Origin of the sequence: Rhizobium sp. BK591, assembly GCF_014195045.1 — a bacterium.
Lineage (GTDB): Bacteria > Pseudomonadota > Alphaproteobacteria > Rhizobiales > Rhizobiaceae > Rhizobium > Rhizobium anhuiense.
This window is the reverse complement of sequence record NZ_JACIAZ010000002.1, coordinates 1,129,663-1,148,824: the sequence shown is the minus strand read 5'-3', so window position 1 is coordinate 1,148,824 and position 19,162 is coordinate 1,129,663. Positions and strand designations below refer to the sequence as shown.

Sequence of the window (19,162 nt, the reverse complement as noted above, 5' to 3'; positions counted from 1 at the left end):
GGCGGGCTATTTCGTGACCAGGGTCGAGGCTGGCGCGAAGTCCCCGAGAACCGCCCGATCGTAGACTCGGTTGCGCGGTTCCGTCACGCGGAGGCGATAGACGCTCGAGAAATCGAGATCACGCGCAACGAAGATCGAGACGAGCTCCCCTTGATGCTTCGATAGCGTCGGCGCAATGTTGATCGACTGCTCGACGGCGATGGTCGCGGCCTGCTTGCCGGCGCTCGTCGTGTTGTCTGCATCGACATCGCTGTCCTGCAGCTGGCTGTTGACGTAGGAGGTGGCGTCGCCGACGATCGACAACAGGATCGCGCTGCCGAAACGCTCCCACCAATGGGTATCGACGTAACCGTCGACTCCGGCACGCCCAAGGGCGTCGGTTGCCGGCGACGCCAGGGTGATGATCACCCCCTTGGGCGTCTTTGCCCGGTTCCAGAGCACAAACACGCGCTTCTGGCCGCGGCGAAGGCCGCCGCGATATTCGCCGACCACCTGCGTGCCCTTCTCCATCAGCACGACCCGGCCGTTATCCGACAGGACGTCGCGGCTGATGACACAGCTCGTGAACCCGGGTTGGTCCGACGACAGTGCCGTCTCCAGAACGCATGGAATGGAGGTTCCCATGGCGACGATGAAGTCGCGATTCCCAAGCGTGCCGGCGCGCGAGCCCTGCAGCTGGGTCGGCGTCAACAGCCGATTGAAGCGCTGGTCCTCGTTTTCGGCCTGGGCACCAGGACCGCCCGAGTTGCTCCCGAGCGGAACGTAATTTGACGCGGTATCGGCGCTGGCGTCCTGGTCTCGAGAATGAGACGGAGAGGATTGCTTCCCACCATAGGCGATGACCGGCGCGCGTCGGGCAGCGTCGAGAAGCTTCTCGTCCTCGCCCGCCTGTTCGGGCATCCCGGGTGTTGGCAGCAGCGTTTCCGGCGGCGTGGCGACCGGTTGGACCGGTTCCTTCGCCGGCTCGAAATCCGACGTCTGCCGGATGACGACGCGTTCGGGCTGGATGCCATCTACGGGCTTATCCTGGCCGCGCATCGACCAGAGGGCAAAGCCAACGAAGGCGACGATGGCGAGCGCCACCGCACCGCGTCTCACCGTCGGATTGCTGTCGAGACCGCGGCCCGTCGTCGTTTCGGCGCGCTCACCGGGAATGTGGGTGCTGTCTTCCTCGGCCATGGCGTCCTCCTATTGTCCTGCCACAGCCTGCGTCTTCACGACGCGCTCGACAGAGGGTGAGGTCGTATTCGTATCGGGATCGATGCCGATACGGTCATAGGCCTCGTTGAAGACGCAGAGGACGTCGCCTCCCCTGCGCAGGATGAACTTGCGGCTGATCGCGTGCACCAGCACCAGGTTGTTCTCGACGGACTTCGGCACGAGGCTCTCGCTGCCGTCGGAATTTTCCATGTAGATCGCCGGCATTTCCTGGTTGCCGGCAAAGGAAAAGGTCGTGACCTTGCCATTGTCGTAGACGGCCTGCGGTTCAAGTGCCGAGGTCCCTTGAGCCGAATAGCGCCAGTTGCGTGGCCCATAGGCCTCGTGGAGAGCCAGAACCTTGTCAGCTTCTCCGGCCTGAGCTGCTTGCGCGCGGGCAGCGGTCTCCAGCTTCCGGCGTTCGGCCTCGTCGGCGGGATAGCGATACTTCACATAGAAGTAGGTGTTCTGCCCGGCCTCGACGCTGCCATCGCGCACCGTCAGCTCCATCTGGTAGCTGCGGGTCGAGCCATCCCGCCTGGTCGTGACGACCGAGATGTTCGTCACCGGCTGGTTTTCGCGGGGTTTTAAAAACAGGATGTTGCCGGCCGGCGCCACTTCCCACGCGACGCTGTTGCCGAGTGCCACATGGGCGATCTCCTCATCGGCGGCGAACTCTATCTGCACCGAAGACCGCAACGTGCCGACGATCTTGGTGATGTTATAGGGCTGGTAGTCGATGAAACGGACGCGGCTATCCTGCGATGCGCCTCGCGGGATATCGAGCGCCAGCGCGGTCGTGGTGAGTCCTGCGGTCACCGTCAGGGCGATGAGGAAACTCTGCTTCAATTGATGGCCTCCGGATCGGCGCGATATTCGCTGACGGCAAAACCAAGCGGATTGGTCAGCCGGTCGGTCGAGGACATCGGCGCGTTGACATAAGAAAAGGTGAGCGTCGCCACCCAGTGGGTGGTCCGGACGTCGTCACCACGCGTGACGGTCCTGGTATAGCGCACCGATACGACATTGGCGTTGATCAGCGAGATCGAGACGATGTTGACGCGTGCCGTCGCGCCGCGGCCATAGATATTCTGCGGAGAGTCCGGATTGCCGCCTCGGTAGATCGCCGCAAAACGCGTCTGCTCCGGCTGGGTCGAGAGCAGAGCGACGGTGCGAAAATTCTCCTCGGCCTCGCTCCAGACATAGGCTTCCCGCGCACGCACATATTTGGCGGCGAAATACTTGGTCACCGCCTCGTCGTAGCTGCCGGCAGTCGACGTCAGCGCCGAGACGACGTCGACGATGCCGGTCGAATTGTCGACCCGAACGACGAAAGGCTCGACCGTCTTCAAAGGCGTCAGCCCGGCAACGGCGACGATCGAGGTGGCGGCAAGCACGCTTGCGGCAATCGCGATAGACCAGGCGATGCGCGCCGACCGCTCCACCTGGACCAGCCGATCCTGATCGAAGCGGCGTGCCCTTTCGAAATAGCTCTTCAGACTGTCGGTACTCACGATCTCACCCCTCCTCGCATGGCCGATAGGAACCCGCGGCATCGAAATGCGCGAAGTCGGCTGGCCCCTCCGTCAGCGGCTCTTTTCCATAGGAAGACACCTGGCCGGCCGCCGTCGCCGGGACTGCGTCATTGCCGCTTTGCTTGGCGGGCTTGTTGTCCTCCCACTGCCACATGGCGCGGTTAAGCGGCCGGCGCGAATAGCCATCGCATTTGGGCAAAGGATGGGACCTCGATGCGCAGCCGGTGAACTCCAAGGCAAGGAGGAGCGAGACGATAATGCGGATCATTGAAATGCAAACCTCTGAAACATTTGTCGTGGAGAAGTCGTCTTCCGGCCCCTCAAGATCTGAGACGGCGGCCGGCGGAACGGGCGCCGCGACCAACAGCTCTGGCACCATGCGAGGCGGCCCAGGCGAGCGTGCCCTCATGGGCGTCTCGGGCAGCACCATAGCCGTAGGTCAGCGACGCCCCGCCCGCCGCAAGCGCTGAGGCGATTCCGGGCAGTTGGTAGAAGACGTAAAGGGCAGCAAGGCAGATGGCGCAAAGGGCGACCGGGCGCATCATGACATCGGTATAGCTTTCGACCGCCGTGAAGGTCGTGTCGATACAGCTGATCAGCAGTGAACCGATCGCGACGACCAGGACCTGGAGAATGACGAAATTGGCGAGCTGACCGATCCAGGATTCAGTAAAACGACGGGTGGACTGGAACATCGCCAGCGCCACGAAGATCGGCCCGATGGCCAGCACGATGGCGAGCGCCAGCCGGGCATAGAGCGAGACGATATAGCCGATCGCCGCCACCGTGAAGCTCGCGCCGATCGCCATCATCCCGCCGATGCCGTTGACGATGTCGGCAGGCCAGGTGGCACGCGCCCAGATGTCCTTGGCGCATTTCTGGCCCTTGTCGAGCAGGCTGTCGAAGGTGGAGGCACTCGGTGCGCTACCCGAGTTCAGCGCCTGGGAAATCTCGCGCGGCAGCGTCTCGAAGAAAATCTGGGTGACATAGGTCTGATATTCGCTGGCGTTGCGCACCAGCATGACGATGATCGCAAGTTTCATCGCCCGGAAGGCGAATTCGACAATGGGCTCCTGGACCGAGCCCCGCAGGACAAGATAGCCATAGAGCACGACGTAGAGCGTCAGCGCCGCGGTGAGTGGGCCGCTGATCCAGCTGGCGATGTTCGACGTGCCCGACGAGATGAAACTCTCGAGCGGCGACTTGAACTGACCATCGACGAAGCTGAAGACCTGGTACATGGCTCAGCCTCCAAGCGCCCTGTTCATGCGTTCAAGCCGGAGCTTCCAGTCCGCCGCCTCGGCGTTTTGGCAATTCGGCGTCTGACGCAAGGCGCCAGGGTTGTTGCGGCATTTGCCTGTGATCTTCGCGAGCAGGGCCTGATCAGCCATCAGTTCGTCGACGGTATAGATCCTGTCGACCTCGCCGAAGCAGCCGGAAAGCGCAAGCGCGGCGATACCAGGAACGAGATATTTCATTTGAGCGCCTCTGCCATGGCATCCAGGCGCTTGCGCCAATCCTCGGCCTTGCGCTGGTCGTCGACCTGAACCTGTGCCTGCTGGACCATCTGCAGAGCCTGCATGCGCAGCACGTCGGTTTGCAGAAAGGCGGTTTCGGCCTGCAGGCGTGCCTGAAGGTCGGCGATATCCTTGGCGTCGGCTGCACCCGAGATCTGCTGGCGTAGCTGATCGATGCCGTCGATGCGCTTGGTGGCGGCATCGTAGATCTGCTGGCCGAGGCTCATCTGCCCGGCATTCTGGTTCTGAGCGCGGGCCAATTCCTGCGCATAGAAATCATTGGCATCGGTGCGATAGGTCGAATTTTCTTCGAGGAATTTCGAGGCGGAGGTGGCGAAGACACCGCTGCCCGAGCCTTTGAGCAAGCCTTCGATGGCATTGAAATCCTGCGGCAATGCCTTGCGGATCGAAGGGTCGTTCAGCAGACCGGCGACATCGGCCATGTTGGTAAGCTTGTTCAGCGATGCGTAAAGCTGCTGCGCCTGCTGGAGCTGCTGATTGAGCGTGTCGAGCTGGGATTTCAGCTGAGTGATGCTCTCGATCTGCTTGGCGATCGCCGTCTCGTCGATGACCGGAATGCCCTGCGCAAATGCCGTTCCAGCCGGCAACAGTGCAACCATCATCGCCAGAGCAAACTCTATTCTGATCCTTTCCATCAATCCGTCCTCCTTCTTTGCCGAAACACGGGTAGCCAGTCTTCCAGCCGGTCGCCGATCTCCGCCCGGATCGTCTCGGCGAGTTCGACGTTGGCGGTGCGGCCGGACAGGATGTCGAGCTCGTCGTCAAAGCCCCTGAGGTTCAATTCGGCGACGACGCTGTTATGGCCCTGCTTGACGATGAAGCGCCGGCTTTCGACCGAAAGCTCGCGCGAGAGCAGTTCGAATTCGCGCTCCGTCAGTTTGAACCCGTCGACGTAATCGCCATGGTCGCCGCGCGGATTGGGAAGGAAGATCTGCGTCGGGCACTGCTCGATGATCGTATGGGCAATCGGCGAGACGATCGCGTCGCGCGGGCTTTGGGTCGCAAACAGCATCAGGCCGTTCTGTTTGCGGATCGTCTTCAGCTTGTTCTGCGCGAGGTCGCGAAAGCCTTCGTCCTGCAGCGCCTTCCAGAACTCGTCGATGACGATGATGATGCGCCGCCCGTCGATCAGCTGCTCGATGCGGAAGAACAGGTAGGCCATCAACGGCGTGCGGATTTCCTCATTGTCGAGGAAATCGGTCATGTCGTAACCGATGAACTTGGCCCCGATCCCGATGTCGTCGGTTTGGTTGTCGAACACCCAGCCGAGCGGCCCACCCCTTTCCCACCGCCTGAGCCGCGCCGCGATGCCTTCGGGATCGGTATTGTTGAGGAAGGTGCGCAAGGCGCCGATCGAACGCCCTTGGACCGGCAGGTCCGCCAGCCCGTCGATCGCCGAGGCGATGTCGCGCAGCTCCAAGACCGTCAGTTGACGCTTTGCCGACCCGACCAGCTGGCCGACCCAGCGGGCGAGGAACACCTTGTTTTCCGGGGTGAGTTCAAATGCCTTCAACGGCGCGCAGCCGGTGGCGACACCGTTTCGAAGCGGCAGGTAGGTGCCACCCGCGGCCCGGACGAACAGGTCGGCTCCGCGATCCTTGTCGAAGAAGACCATGTGCGGATCATGCTTTTCGAGCTGGGACAGCATGAAGTTCAAGAGCACCGTCTTGCCCGTGCCGGACGGGCCGCAGACGAAGGTGTTGCCGAGATCGCTATGGTGGAAATTGAAATAGAAGGGCGAACCGGAGGCGGTCTTCAGCATGGCGACGGCCGGTCCCCATTCATTGCCGTCTTTCCTGCCGGCGGGATAGGAATGGAAAGGGGAAAGTGCTGCAAAATTTCGCGAGGTGATGGCGCCCGATCTTGCCCGGTAGCGGAAATTGCCCGGCCCCTGCCCCCACCAGGCCGCCTCAAGGCCAAGATCCTCGCGGGCGACGACCGCACCCCCATTGGTGAGATAGGCGCGTGCCTTGGCCATATTGTCGGTGAGTTCCTTCACCGAGGGCGCAAAGACCGACAGGGCCAGATGATGTTCTCCAAGCACGAAGCGGTTCGATTCCAGATCGTCCATGGCATCGCCGAGCTCTTCGATCTGCGACGCCGCCTTGTCGCCGGCGCTGACCATCTGGTTCTGCTTGCGCCCCATGATCGTGCGCGCATCGGCTTTTGCGACGAAGGCGAAAGATTGCGTCAGGATAAGCTCGAAGGGCGCCGTCAGGATGCCGTCGAGCATGCCGCTGCGGGTGGTCGCCGGATATTCCTTGAACCCGAATATGCCGGCGTAACGGCTTGCGGCCTCATGACGGATCTCGACGGTCTCCCGCCCGAAGATCACCCGATGCGAATAGATCGCCGAGGATATGCGGCCTTCCGTCAGCGGGACCCGCTCCCGCCGGCCGCCGACGATCTGATGCAGAACCTCGCTCGGCTCGGAAAAGACGATGTCGTCCTGTTCGTAGAGGCAAAGCACACGAGGCTCGAAGCGTTTCAGCCCGGCAGTCACGTCGGAGACCTTGTCCCTCAGATGCGTCAGGGCATCCTCATCAAGCTCGACACGGTCGCGGCGCGCCTTGCGCAGGCGGGAGAGAAGATGGGCGGCTTTTTCTGCGGGATCCCGGCCCGGATGCCAGACAAGCGAGAGGTAAAGATCATTGCGAAACAGATCCTCTTCGATCATGCGGTCGCGATATCGAGCGTTCAGACCTTGCGAGAAGGGGTTGGCGAAGGCTCCGTCCGGGTAGGCGTTGTCGCGGCGGCGGATGACATGAGTCCAGAGCGCCAGATGGTCGTCAGCGATGTTGCGGTAAAGCGTATTGAGATCGCGGTGCAGGCTGTTGAGGTCCAGGACATCGGCAGTTTCGAAGGATATGCCTTCAAGCGCGACCATCACCATCAACGCCCTGGATTCGAGCGCGATCGTCGTCTCGTCGACATGACGGACGTATGGAATGAAAGTTTCGGGCCCGAGTTCGCGCGAGCGAAGCGTTGCGGTGCTAGGCAAAGCTCAAATCCTTTTCGTCATAGCGCCGGATGAGCCTCAGGGGCGACAAGCTGGCGCCGCCCCAATAGGCGGCGTTGCGCGACCGGCCGCGGGTCTCGATCCAGGAGATCAGGATGCGGAACATGTTGTGGTCATGCTTGACGAGCGTGCGGAATATGAAATGGAAGACGACGCCGACAAGTGCGTAGGCGATCGATCCCGCGGTGATATAGAGGATGGTCGTCAGCATGACGTTGAGGCCCATCGCCTCCATCGTCACGCCGGCAATCATCGCCGGGCGCGTGCAGGCAAGAAACAAGATATCTTCCTCGATAGCGGCGGCTGTTTGCATGATGATCAGCTTCCGACGATCGTATTGACGAGTTCCGTCGCACCAAAGATTCCGCCGATGCCGATAATCCAGAAACCGGCGCGGCGAAGATCCATGTAGCCGAACATCCAGGCGATGCAGATGATGATGACGGCGATGACCGCAAGCAGCCTGGCAATATTGCCGGTCAGCATGTCGACGATGTTCTGCAGGACGGTTTCGACGCCGGCCGCCTGCGCGAAGGCCGGCTCTACCAGGCAGGCGCTGATGACGGCGGCCATCAGGAGAGGGGCTGCGACAGGGCGAAAGTCTGCTCTTGAGATCATTTTCGTTGCTCCGATCGTTCGTCTTGAAACACGAGAACCTGGGATGACCGCCGGACGTTGAAGACGTCCCACGATGCGGCTCCGCCGGATTGGGAAAGCAATTGTGTAGCCGGCGATATCTCCCGCCTGGCTGACGGGTCCGCGACAGGGGTTTCTTGCCGCGGCTCGGCGATAGTGAGAGACGCAAGGTCGGAAGGCAGGCGGCTCATTTCCTGGCGGACCTCAGCGTCATATTTGATCATTTCGCCAACAGACGGATCGTCACGCCCGTAGTAGGACTGAAGCATCACCTTTTCGGCTTGCGTCGCATCGGCCCCGGAGCGCAAGGCAAGGCGGTAGTAGCCATCGAGCAGAGTGGCCGTCGCCTTGAGGTTCAAGCAGGGATCGAACGCATCCGAAATCGAAAGCTTCAGTCTGCCCAGCTCCGCCGCCCCAATGCCGCCCAGACCGATCCGGATGTCCTGCCGATCGGCAACAAGGGAGGTCGCGCGCTCGATCGCCTCCGCCTTCGACGCGGGTTGGCGCTCAGGCGGCGGACCGCTGTTGATAGCAATGGCGAGTGGATTGAAGCCGCTCTCCAGACTGACGACGGCGGCAAGCGTCCTGACGTCCACCACGGGTGCGCAGTTCTGGGCGAGATCAACGAATGCCACAGCCATAGTTCAGTACCAGACCCGTTGCGTGCCCACCCCATCGATGGTGACGTCGACATAGTGGGGCTGCGATCTCACCATCGGGCGAGCGGTCGGATAACCCATGCATTGGCGCCGACCATCGACCAGCTGCCATCGCGGCGCCAAAACCGAATTGTTGCTGGAACTGCTGCTCTCCCCGAGATCGGGGCAGAACGCGTCGCTCACCGGCTGAAGGGCGATCGACACGCAGGTTATTTCCTGCCCGCGCGGACCATAATCGCTTTGCAGCCGGTATCCGCTTTCGCAGTAATACGGCTCATAGCCCGGGCGGGAACTGTGGAAGGTGGCGCCGCTGCAAGTGGGGAACGAATGCCCCTCGGCAAGCTCGCGCCAGAGCTTTTCGATCGGCGGGCGGCATTCTGCAAACTGCGTCGGGCCTCCGGGGTTGGAAAGGCACAGAATAACCTCGCAACCCCACTCATTTGCTTGCGCCCTGCCTGGTGAATTAAGATAGGGTGGCAATATGCAGCAGGCCGCGACAACCGTGTTGAACAGAAGGTTTTTCATGAGCACGACCCTTCAAAGACGTCCCATTGCGGAAGAGGTAGCGTGGTGCTAGTGCGATTTATACTGATTTATATAACACAGTAAAAAGACATGACAAGAGCAATTGCAACCCAGTGGCGTAATCTGGCTTTCTCAGGCCTTATCCTGCATGAGATCCTCGATCACCCCCAGGAAGACGAGACGCCTCAGGCAAGGCTGAAGCAGGTCGGCATGATGACGGTCCTCTACAGCATGAACCAAGCGCACCAGAAGCTAACTCTTTCCAGTATCATGGAAATCACGGCCCTAACGCGCAGCGGCGTCAAGGAGACGGTGGACCTTCTGGTGAGGCGAGGAATGTTGACTGAGACGATCGTCAAGAACTCTATGGGTCGTGGAACGGCGCGTCAGTTCGAGATCTCGGAAGCGCTTCTGGAGAAGCTAAGTTCGTTCGGAAACGAATGAGCAGCGGATTTAAGTGACGTTTTTCAGATCGTCCAGCATTCGGCTGCCATACCCTCCGGCGGATGATCTGGTAAACTGAGCTCATGATGACACCCGATCAATACAGTTTTCGCAGAGCGACACTGAACGACCTCGATTTGCTCATGGAATGGCAATCAAAGCCTCATCTGCGTGAATGGTGGAACTCGGATGAGCCATACGATGAAGAGCTGATCCTCGGGTAGCACGCTGGATTGTTTCATCCTTCGGACTTCCCTTCGCGTTCATGCAGGACTACACAGTCCATGGGTGGGAAGATCACCATTTTGCCAAACTTCCCGAGGGTTTCGCGGGGAATTGACCAATACATTGGCGACCCCGATACGATCGGTGTTGGGCACGGATCAGCATTTATCGGCGCCAGAATGCAGGCTCTCTTTGATGAGAAGGCGCCGTGATCGCAACCGATCCTCATCCTGGCAACGAACGAGCGATTGCCGTCTACAAAAAACTGGGTTTCGAACCGTTCGGACCGCCTCAGGAAACTCGGTGGGGCCTGATCTTGCCAATGATGGCGAGGCGCTAAGGGTGGCAATCCACGGCAGCTTTATCCTCGGAGCAGAGCTTCTTTACATCGGCCCGATCCGACCCGGCACAGCTTAACAATCCCGAACAGGACGTCTTTGAGCGCGGCTGTCTCCCTGCCAGCAGGCGCCTAGGCTCCTGTTGTATTTAGACTAGAAGTTAGAGTTGAAGTGTCCGTGTTTGTGCAAAGTTGGAATGTCACTCCGCCCGGGTTTCGATGAGGTGGGGGTGCCATCTCGATCGAAACTGCATCAAGCCCTTTATGCGAGCCGTCGCATAGCCGTCAGCTGTTTGCCAACGCCTCTCCCCAACGTCCTTCTCGAACCGACGCGTGACATCGACCTGCAAATCAGGCCCTTGGACGGGATCGAGCGGCGGCTCACCGCACAATTCCGGTACCGATCAGTTTGACAACTACAGGTTCGCGCAAGCCAATCTGATTACACTCCTCTTTGCTGGGCAGTGAATTTTCAGAGCGTTGGTTCTTTTCAGAGCCCGGCCAAACAGGCGGTGCAGGCTTCGAAACGCTGAACTTTATTGTATTGGCTAACGCAAGAGTTTTTACATATGACGTCGATTGTTTCCTCCCTTACCAGCAGTCAGATCAGGTCTCTTGCAACGTCCACGGTTGCAGCCTGGACGACGGAAGATGTGGCCTCGCTTACCACCAAGCAGATCAGCGCGCTTTCGTCGTCTCAAATCGCTGCTTTGGACACGGAAGATGTCGATGTTCTCAGCTCGCAGCAATTAAGTGCCATTTCACAAAGTGCCATTGTCGGTTTGACCGTGGATCAACTGGCTGTCTTGAACAGCACTGACATCGAAAGCCTGAGCTCGCTTCAAATTGCGGCAATCACGACCGCGCAGATTGGCGCATTGACGACAGATCAGGCACAGGCCCTGACCTCATCTCAGGTGGGTGCTCTCAGTTCGTTGCAGCTCGCCGCTTTAAGCGCCGCGGATGTGGCGACTTTCTCGACCACCGATCTCGCGGCGATCACCAGCAAAGCCATATCGGGCCTGTCCACGGCCGCTATTGCAACCCTCTCGACGGATCAGATCTCTGCCTTGAGCGCGAGCACGATCGCGGGCCTCACCACAAGCCAGATCGCGGCGCTGAGCACATCGCAGGTTGCCGCCTTGACGACGGCCCAGGTCGGCGCCCTCAAGGCATCGCAAATCGCGGCCATGGGCACGAAAGACATTGTGGTGCTTTCCACCGCCCAGCTTGTTGCTCTCAGCACAGGTGCGGTTGCGAGCTTGACGACCAACCAGATCGCCGCCCTGAGCACGGCACAGGCCGAGGCACTGTCGGCCACGCAGGTAAAGGCGCTGAGCTCTACCCAGATTGCGGCCCTGGGGACAGACGACTTGGCCACCTTCTCGACCGCCGATATGGCGGCGATCACCAGTCAAGCCATATTGGGCTTGAGCACGGGCCTTGTCGCCGCCCTTTCCACCGAACAGGTGGCTGCCCTGAGCACGAGCGCGATCGCTGGTCTGACGACCAGCCAGATCGTCGCCCTCAGCACGGCGCAGATTGCCTCGTTGACGACGACCCAGGTCGGCGCCCTCAAGGCATCGCAAATCGCGGTCCTCGACACGAACGACATCACGGTCCTTTCCACCGCGCAGGTTGCCACCCTGAGTAAGGGTGCGATCGCCGAGCTGTCGACCGGCCAGATCGTTGCCCTCAGCACTGCGCAGATTGCCGCCTTCACGACGACCCAGGTCGGCGCCCTCAAGGCGTTGCAAATCGCGGTGATGGACACCAACGACATCACGGTGCTTTCCACCGCGCAGGTTGCGGCTCTCGGCACTTCAGGCATTGCGGGTTTGACGTCCGGCCAGATCGCCGCCCTGAGCACGGCACAGGCCGAGGCATTGACGACGATCCAGGTCGCAGCCTTGAGCTCGACCCAGATCGCGGCCCTGGGAACGGACGACATAGCCACTTTCTCGACCGCCGATATGGCGGCGATCACCAGTCAAGCCATGCCGGGCCTGAGCACGGCCGTGATCGCCTCTCTCTCGACAGATCAGATCGAGGCGCTGAGCAAGGCCGGCATTGCGGGTCTGACGACCGACCAGATCGCCACCTTGAGCACGGCGCAGGCTGGAGCATTGACGACAAGCCAGGCCGCGGTTTTAAGCTCCAGGCAGATCGCGGCTTTGGGTACGGCTATAGTTGCATCCCTGTCCACCGCGCAGGTTGCCGCCCTCAGCACATCAGGCATCACCGGGCTGACCTCCGACCAGATCGTCGCCTTGAGTACGACACAGACCGAGGTCCTGTCTGCCGCACAGGTGAAGGCGCTGAGCTCAACCCAGATCGCGGCGCTCGGAACGGACGACATAGCCACCTTCTCGACCGCCGATATCGCGGCAATTACCGGCAAGGCGGTCACCGGCTTGAGCACGGGCCTTGTCGCGGCGCTTTCCACCGCGCAGGTCGCGGCCCTTAGCACGAGCGCGATCGCGGGTCTGGCGACCAGTCAGGTCGAGGCCCTCTCGACGGAACAGCTTGTTGCTCTGAACACGAGCGCTGTCGTTGCCCTGACGACCGGTCAGATCGCCGCCTTGAGCCCATCGCAGGTCGCCGCCTTGACGACGACCCAGCTTGGCGCCCTCAAGGCATCGCAAATCGCGGTCCTGGACACGGCCGACATCGCGGCGCTTTCCACCACGCAGCTTGCCGCCCTCAGCACATCAGGCATCACGGGTCTCACCTCCGATCAGATCGTCGCCCTGAGCACGGCGCAGGCCGAGGCACTGACCACCTCACAGGTGAAGGCGCTCAGCGCCGCCCAGATCGCGGCGCTCGGAACGGACGACTTGGCCACCTTCTCGACTGCAGATATGGCGGCGATCACCAGTAAAGCGGTAACCGGCTTGAGCACGGCCGACATTGCCGCGCTTTCGACGGATCGGATCGCTGCTCTGGGCACGAGCGCCGTCGTTGGCCTGACGACCAGTCAGATCGCAGCGCTCGGCACATCGCAGATTGCCGCCTTGACGACGGAACAAGTTGGCGCCCTCAAGGCGTCGCAAATCGCGGTCGTGAACACCAAAGACATCACGGTGCTTTCTACCGCGCAGGTTGCCGCCCTCAGCACATCCGGTGTCACGGGACTGACCTCCGACCAGATCGCCGCCTTGAGCACGGCGCAGGCCGAGGCACTGTCCGCCTCACAGGTGAAAGTGCTGAGCTCCGCCCAGATTGCGGCGCTCGGAACGGACGACTTGGCCACATTCTCGACCGCCGATATGGCGGCGATCACCAGCAAGGCCATGGCCGGCTTGAGCCCAGACGGCATTGCAGCACTCTCGACCGATCAGATCGCCGCCTTGAGCACGAGCGCCGTCGTTGCCCTGACGACCAGCCAGATCGCCGCCTTGAGCACCAGCCAGGCTGGCGCGCTGACGACGACCCAGGTCGCGGTCCTCAGCTCAACCCAGCTCGGCGCTCTTGGGACGGATGACATAGCCACCTTCTCGACCGCCGATATCGCGACGATCAGCAGTAAAGCCATATCGGGCTTGAGCGCAGAACAGATCGCAGAGCTTTCCACCGCACAGGTTGCGGCCCTCAGCGCGAGCGCGGTTACTGGCCTGACGACCAGCCAGATCGCAGCCCTGAACACCAGCCAGGTTGCCGCCTTGAGCACCGCTCGCGTTGCGGTGCTGAGTTCAACGCAAGTCGCGGCCCTGGGGGCGAATGTCGTCGCATCCCTTTCCACTGCGCAGGTTGCGGCCCTCAGCGCCGCCGGTACGGCGGGTTTGACCACCGAACAGATCTCCGCCCTGAGCACGACGCAGGCGGAAGCATTGACGACGACCCAGGCTGCAGCGCTGACTTCAACACAGTATTCCGCCTTGGGGACGGATGATATCGCGACCTTCTCGACCGCCGATATTGCGGCGATCGGCAGCAAAGCCATATCGGGCTTGAGCACGGCCGTCACGGCAGCCCTCTCGACGGATCAGATCGCTGCCCTGAGCGCAGCAGGGGTTGCAGGTCTTTCGAGCAGCCAGATCGCGTCCCTGAAGCCGGCGCAAATTGCCGCCTTGACGACCGCGCGGGTTGCGGTGCTGAGTTCGGCGCAAGTGGCGGCTCTCGACAAGGACGCCGTTGCTTCCCTTTCCACTGCGCAGATCTCTGCCCTGAGCGCGGCCGGCATTGCGGGTCTGACCACCGAACAGATCGACACCCTGAGCACGGCCCAGGCAGCGGCATTGACGACGACGCAGGTCGCCATGTTGAGCTCGACCCAGCTTGCGGCCCTGGATGCGAACGATATCGCCGCATTCTCGACCGCCGATATTGCGGCGCTCGGCAGCAAAGCCATATCGGGCTTGAGCACGGCCGTCATAGCAGCCCTCTCGGCGGATCAGATCGCCGCACTGAGCACGGCCAGCGTCACAGGCCTGACCACCAAACAGATCGACGCGCTGAGCACCGGTCAAATTGATTCCCTGCTCACCAAGCAGGTTGCGGCGCTGAGTTCAACGCAAATCGCCACCCTCGGTACGGATGTCGTCGCTTCCCTTTCCACCGCACAGATTGCCGCCCTGAGCACATCCGGCATTGCGGGTCTGACCACCGATCAGGTCGAAGCCTTGAGCACGGCGCAGGCAGAAGCATTGACGACGGCTCAGGTCGCCGCGCTGAGCTCGACCCAGGTGGGTGCTCTGGAACCCAATGACGTCGCCACTTTTTCGACCGCCGATATCGCGGCGATCACCAGTAAAGGCATGTCGGGCTTGAGCACGGCTGTCATAGCGGCGCTTTCGACGGATCAGATCGCCGTCTTGAGTGCATCCGCGATCGCCGGGCTGACCACCAGCCAGATCGCCGCCCTCGGCACGTCGCAGATTGCCGCCTTGACCACCGCGCGGGTTGGGGTGCTCAGCTCAGCGCAGGTGGCTGTTTTGAGCACCGATGTCATCGCCGCCCTTTCCACTGCGCAGGTCGCCGCTCTGAGCGCATCCGGCATTGCGGGTCTGACCACCGAGCAGATCGCCGCCCTTTCCACTGTACAGGCGGAGGCCCTGACGACGACGCAGGTCGCCATGCTGAGCTCAAATCAGATAGCCGCCCTGCAGACGGATGATCTGGCCGCTTTCTCGACCAAGGATATCGCCGCGATCGGCTCAAGCGCCGTATCAGGCTTGTCCACGACCGCTATAACAGCCCTCTCGACGGATCAAATCGCGGCCCTGAGCACGTCAGGCATTGCGGGTCTGACCACCGAACAGATCAATGCGCTGAATTCCGGTCAGATCGACGCCTTGCTCACCAGGCAGATTGCAGCGCTGAGTTCGACGCAAGTCGCCACCTTGAGTACGGATCTTCTCGCCGCCCTCTCCACTGAGCAGATCGCAGCCCTGAGCACATCAGGCATCGCAGGCCTTTCCACCACACAGATTGCGGCGCTGAGCACCGCCCAGGCCGAGGCCTTGACGACCACGCAGGTCGGCGCTCTCAATTCCAAGCAAATCGCTGCTTTGAGTCCGGACGACATAGCCACGTTCTCCACCAAGGATATCGCGGCCATCAGTTCGGGTATCATATCGGGATTGTCCACCGCCGTTATCGCGGCCCTCTCGACGGATCAGGTCGCGGCCCTGAGCACGTCAGGCATTGCGGGCCTTTCCACCAAACAGATCGTCGCTTTGAGCACAGCACAGCTTGACGCTTTGACCACCGCTCAGATCGGCGCCCTCAGTTCGACACAGCTTGCTGTGCTGGATGCCGACGACATAGCCACGTTCTCGACCAAGGATATCGCCGCCTTCAGTGCGAGCGCCATAGCGGGATTGCCCACCGCTGTCATAGCCGTCCTCTCGACAGATCAGATCGCGGCCCTGAGCACATCCGGCATCGCACAGCTTTCCACCAAACAGATCGCCGCCCTGAGCACCGCACAGGCCGAGGCATTGACGACGATCCAGGTCGGGGCGCTGAGTGCGACGCAGCTTGCGGCCCTGGATACGGACGATATAGCGACTTTCTCAACCAAGGATATGGCGGCGATCGGTTCGAGTGCGATCACCGGATTGTCCACGACGGTTATCGCCGCGCTGTCCAGTGCTCAGATCGCTGCCCTGAGCACGGCCGGGATTGCCGGCCTTTCCACCAAACAGATCGCGGCCTTGGACGCCGGGCAAATCGACGACTTGCTGACCAAGCAGGTTGCTGTGCTCAACTCGACGCAGATCGCCGCCCTGAGCACCGCTGCGGTCGCTTCCCTTTCCAGCACGCAAGTTGCCGCGCTCAGCACGTCCGGTATTGCGGGTCTGACCACCACGCAGATCGCTGCGCTCAACACAGGTCAGGTTGGGGCCCTGACGACGACACAGATCGGGGCTCTCAGCTCCAAGCAGCTTGTCGCCCTGAGCACGGATGATATCGCGGCCCTGTCAACCGCCCAGATTGCGGCGCTGAGCACGACCGGCATCGCCGGCCTGACGACCACGCAGATTGCCGCATTGAGCACGGCCCAGGCCGAGGCTCTGACGACGCCCCAGGTTGCGGTGCTGAGCTCGACCCAGATTGCGGCGCTCGGAACGGACGATCTCGAGACCTTCTCGACTGCCGATATCGCGGCGATCAGTTCGAGTGCCATTTCGGGATTGAGCGCGGACACGATCGCAGCCTTTTCGACGGACCAGATCGCGGCTCTGGGTACGGCTGGCATTGCGGGCCTTTCCACCGCGCAGATCGAGGCCTTGAGCACCGATCAGCTGGAGGCCCTGACCACAGCTCAGGTCGGCGCGCTTGGTTCCAAGCAAGTTGCTGTCTTGGCGACCGCTGATATCGCGGGACTGACGACCACGCAGATCGCGGCACTCAGCACGGCCGGCATCGCAGGTCTGAGCGCCGCGCAGATTGCCGCATTGAGTACCGATCAGGCCAGTGCCCTGACGACACTGCAAGTCGCAGTCTTGAGCTCGACCCAGATCGCGGCGCTCGGAACGGACGATCTCGAGACCTTCTCGACCGCCGATATCGCAGCGATCAGTTCGAGCGCAATATCGGGATTGACCGCAGACACGATAGCAGCCTTTTCGACGGGCCAGATCGCGGCCCTGGGCACGGCTGGCATTGCGGGCCTTTCCACCGCGCAGATCGTTGCCTTGAGCACTGGCCAGCTTGAGGCCCTGACGACCGCTCAGGTCGGCGCGCTTGGTTCCAAGCAGGTTGCTGCCTTGAGTACCGATGATATCGCGGGACTGTCGACCGCGCAGATTGCGGCTCTGAGTGCCGCCGGCATCACAGGTCTTAGCAGCGCGCAGATTGCAGCACTCAGCACAGGTCAGGTTGAGGCCTTGACGACGACCCAGGTCGGGGCTCTCAGCTCCAAGCAGACCGCGGCGCTCGGAACGGACGATCTCGAGGCGTTCTCGACCGCCGATATCGCAGCGATCGGTTCGAGCGCACTATCGGGATTGTCCACGGCCGTTATCGCGGCTCTGTCGACTGCCCAGATCGCGGCCCTGAGCACGGCTGGCATCGCCGGCCTGGCGACCACGCAGATTGCCGCATTGAGCACCGATCAGGCCAAGGCTCTGACGACGGCCCAGGTTGCCGTGCTGAGCTCAGCCCAGATTGCGGCGCTCGGAACGGACGATCTCGAGACCTTCTCGACTGCCGATATCGCGGCGATCAGCTCGACTGCCATATCCGGTTTGAGCACGGCCACCATCGCAGCCTTATCGACGGGTCAGATCGCGGCCCTGGGCACGGCTGGCATTGCGGGCCTTTCCACCGCACAGATCGAGGCCTTGAACACCGATCAGCTGGAGGCCCTGACCACCGCTCAGGTCGGCGCGCTTGGTTCCACACAGGTTGCCGTCTTGACGACCGATGATCTCGCGGCCTTGTCGACCGCGCAGATCGCGGCTCTGAGCGCCGCCAGCGTCGCCGGTCTGAGCAGCGCGCAGGTCGGTGCTTTGAGCATCGAGCAGGTTGAGGTGCTTTCCACCACACAGATTGCCGGGTTGAGTTCGGCCGGCATCGCGGGCCTCGCCACCGACGACCTGGCAACCTTCTCAACAGCCGATATCGCAGCGATCAGCTCGGCTGCCATACAGGGATTGTCTACCGACTTTATCGCCACTCTCTCCACGGCTCAAATTGCCGGCCTGGGCACGGCAAGCATTGCCGGTCTGAGCAGCGTTCAGGTCGCAGCCCTCAGTATCGAACAGGTTGAAGCGCTTTCCACCACCCAGATTGCAGCATTGAGCTCGGCTGGCGTCGCAGGCCTGACCACCGAGGATCTGGAAAGCTTCTCGACAAAAGAACTGGTGGCGATCAGCTCGAGCGCCATATCGGGATTGTCCACAGCCGTTGTCGCCACGCTTTCCAGCGAGCAGGTCGCCGCTTTGACAAAAAGCCAGGTCGCCTCGCTGGGTTACAAGCAGGTGGCGGCCATGAGCGCCGATCAAATCGCGGCCTTGTCGACGGCGCAGATCAGTGCCCTGAATGCAGTGCAGCTCGCCGCACTGGACACGGACGACCTCGCTCTCTTCTCCACCGACGACATCATCGCCTTGGGTTCAAGTGCGATTTCGGGACTGACCACCAGAGCCATCGCCGCCTTGACGACAGAACAGGCGGAGGCTTTGACCTCAAGCCAGGTCACCGGCCTGACTTCGGCCCAAGTCGCGGCACTGACCACCGAGGAGCTGGCAACCTTCTCGACCGCCGATATCGCATCGTTCAGCTCGACCGGTGTGGCTGGATTGTCCACGGACGATATTGTGAGCCTGTCGAGCGAGCAACTGAATGCTCTCATGGAAACCCAGATGGGGAATCTGAGTTCGGATCAGATAGCGGCAGTCATTTCGGTTTATCTGAATGCCTGATCGCACGGCGGGAGCGCGAGCGAGCAGCGCAAGGATTTCGGCCATCGCAAGGGTCGCAGTCCCACGCTGATTTCAAGAGGTGTCTGCCCGACATGTTTAGAGCAAGCTATCGCCGTTAGCTATCGTTAGCCTTTCGCAAATGGTAGCAATGCCGGCCGTCAATTCGTGGGATGT

General features: G+C 61.5%; 14 protein-coding genes and 1 pseudogene. 3 read left to right on the top strand and 12 right to left on the bottom strand.

Annotated features, from left to right (window positions below; genetic code table 11):
- Positions 1 to 6 precede the first annotated feature (6 nt).
- From virB10 to FHX10_RS12490, 12 genes are read right to left on the bottom strand one after another with little or no spacing between them, the layout of a single operon-like run.
- Positions 7 to 1,179 (bottom strand): type IV secretion system protein VirB10, encoded by a 1,173-nt coding sequence (virB10, locus tag FHX10_RS12545; protein WP_184389372.1) that lies wholly within the window; start codon positions 1,177 to 1,179, stop codon positions 7 to 9.
- Between the two features lie 9 nt (positions 1,180 to 1,188).
- Positions 1,189 to 2,046 (bottom strand): P-type conjugative transfer protein VirB9, encoded by an 858-nt coding sequence (gene virB9, locus FHX10_RS12540; protein WP_097595443.1) that lies wholly within the window; start codon positions 2,044 to 2,046, stop codon positions 1,189 to 1,191.
- On the bottom strand, positions 2,043 to 2,714 hold the full coding sequence (locus tag FHX10_RS12535; protein ID WP_097595557.1) for a virB8 family protein: 672 nt from the start codon (positions 2,712 to 2,714) through the stop codon (positions 2,043 to 2,045). Before FHX10_RS12535 ends, virB9 begins: the two co-directional genes overlap by 4 nt.
- Position 2,715: 1 nt before the next feature.
- The gene (locus FHX10_RS12530; RefSeq protein WP_097595445.1) at positions 2,716 to 3,000 is read right to left on the bottom strand and encodes a hypothetical protein; all 285 of its coding nucleotides are present in this window, start codon (positions 2,998 to 3,000) and stop codon (positions 2,716 to 2,718) included.
- A 52-nt stretch (positions 3,001 to 3,052) separates the two neighbouring features.
- A complete protein-coding gene (locus FHX10_RS12525) occupies positions 3,053 to 3,973 on the bottom strand; it encodes a type IV secretion system protein (protein ID WP_097622516.1) in 921 nt (306 codons plus the stop codon).
- Between the two features lie 3 nt (positions 3,974 to 3,976).
- Positions 3,977 to 4,210 (bottom strand): EexN family lipoprotein, encoded by a 234-nt coding sequence (locus FHX10_RS12520; protein ID WP_097622515.1) that lies wholly within the window; start codon positions 4,208 to 4,210, stop codon positions 3,977 to 3,979.
- Positions 4,207 to 4,905, bottom strand: coding sequence for a P-type DNA transfer protein VirB5 (gene virB5, locus FHX10_RS12515; RefSeq protein ID WP_168332965.1), 699 nt, complete (start codon positions 4,903 to 4,905; stop codon positions 4,207 to 4,209). The genes FHX10_RS12520 and virB5 overlap by 4 nt, the downstream gene beginning before the upstream one ends.
- Positions 4,905 to 7,271 carry a VirB4 family type IV secretion/conjugal transfer ATPase gene (locus tag FHX10_RS12510; RefSeq protein ID WP_184389370.1) on the bottom strand — a complete coding sequence of 789 codons (2,367 nt, stop codon included), beginning with the start codon at positions 7,269 to 7,271 and terminating at the stop codon, positions 4,905 to 4,907. Before FHX10_RS12510 ends, virB5 begins: the two co-directional genes overlap by 1 nt.
- A complete protein-coding gene (locus tag FHX10_RS12505; protein WP_127429941.1) occupies positions 7,264 to 7,602 on the bottom strand; it encodes a type IV secretion system protein VirB3 in 339 nt (112 codons plus the stop codon). The genes FHX10_RS12510 and FHX10_RS12505 overlap by 8 nt, the downstream gene beginning before the upstream one ends.
- A gap of 5 nt (positions 7,603 to 7,607) precedes the next feature.
- Positions 7,608 to 7,907, bottom strand: a complete 300-nt coding sequence (locus FHX10_RS12500; RefSeq protein ID WP_097542453.1) for a TrbC/VirB2 family protein — start codon at positions 7,905 to 7,907, stop codon at positions 7,608 to 7,610.
- Positions 7,904 to 8,566: a lytic transglycosylase domain-containing protein gene (locus tag FHX10_RS12495; protein ID WP_097542454.1), complete on the bottom strand. Its 663-nt coding sequence runs from the start codon at positions 8,564 to 8,566 to the stop codon at positions 7,904 to 7,906. Before FHX10_RS12495 ends, FHX10_RS12500 begins: the two co-directional genes overlap by 4 nt.
- Positions 8,567 to 8,569: 3 nt before the next feature.
- Complete coding sequence (locus tag FHX10_RS12490; protein WP_097542455.1) at positions 8,570 to 9,109, bottom strand: hypothetical protein; 540 nt, start codon at positions 9,107 to 9,109, stop codon at positions 8,570 to 8,572.
- Between the two features lie 90 nt (positions 9,110 to 9,199).
- Between FHX10_RS12490 and FHX10_RS12485 the strand changes: the two genes are divergently transcribed.
- From FHX10_RS12485 to FHX10_RS12480, 3 genes and pseudogenes are all read left to right on the top strand, one after another.
- Complete coding sequence (locus tag FHX10_RS12485) at positions 9,200 to 9,553, top strand: MarR family transcriptional regulator (RefSeq protein WP_097542456.1); 354 nt, start codon at positions 9,200 to 9,202, stop codon at positions 9,551 to 9,553.
- An 83-nt stretch (positions 9,554 to 9,636) separates the two neighbouring features.
- Positions 9,637 to 10,118: pseudogene (locus tag FHX10_RS35055) on the top strand (GNAT family N-acetyltransferase).
- A gap of 566 nt (positions 10,119 to 10,684) precedes the next feature.
- Positions 10,685 to 18,988, top strand: a complete 8,304-nt coding sequence (locus tag FHX10_RS12480) for a hypothetical protein (protein ID WP_184389368.1) — start codon at positions 10,685 to 10,687, stop codon at positions 18,986 to 18,988.
- Positions 18,989 to 19,162: the final 174 nt, after the last annotated feature.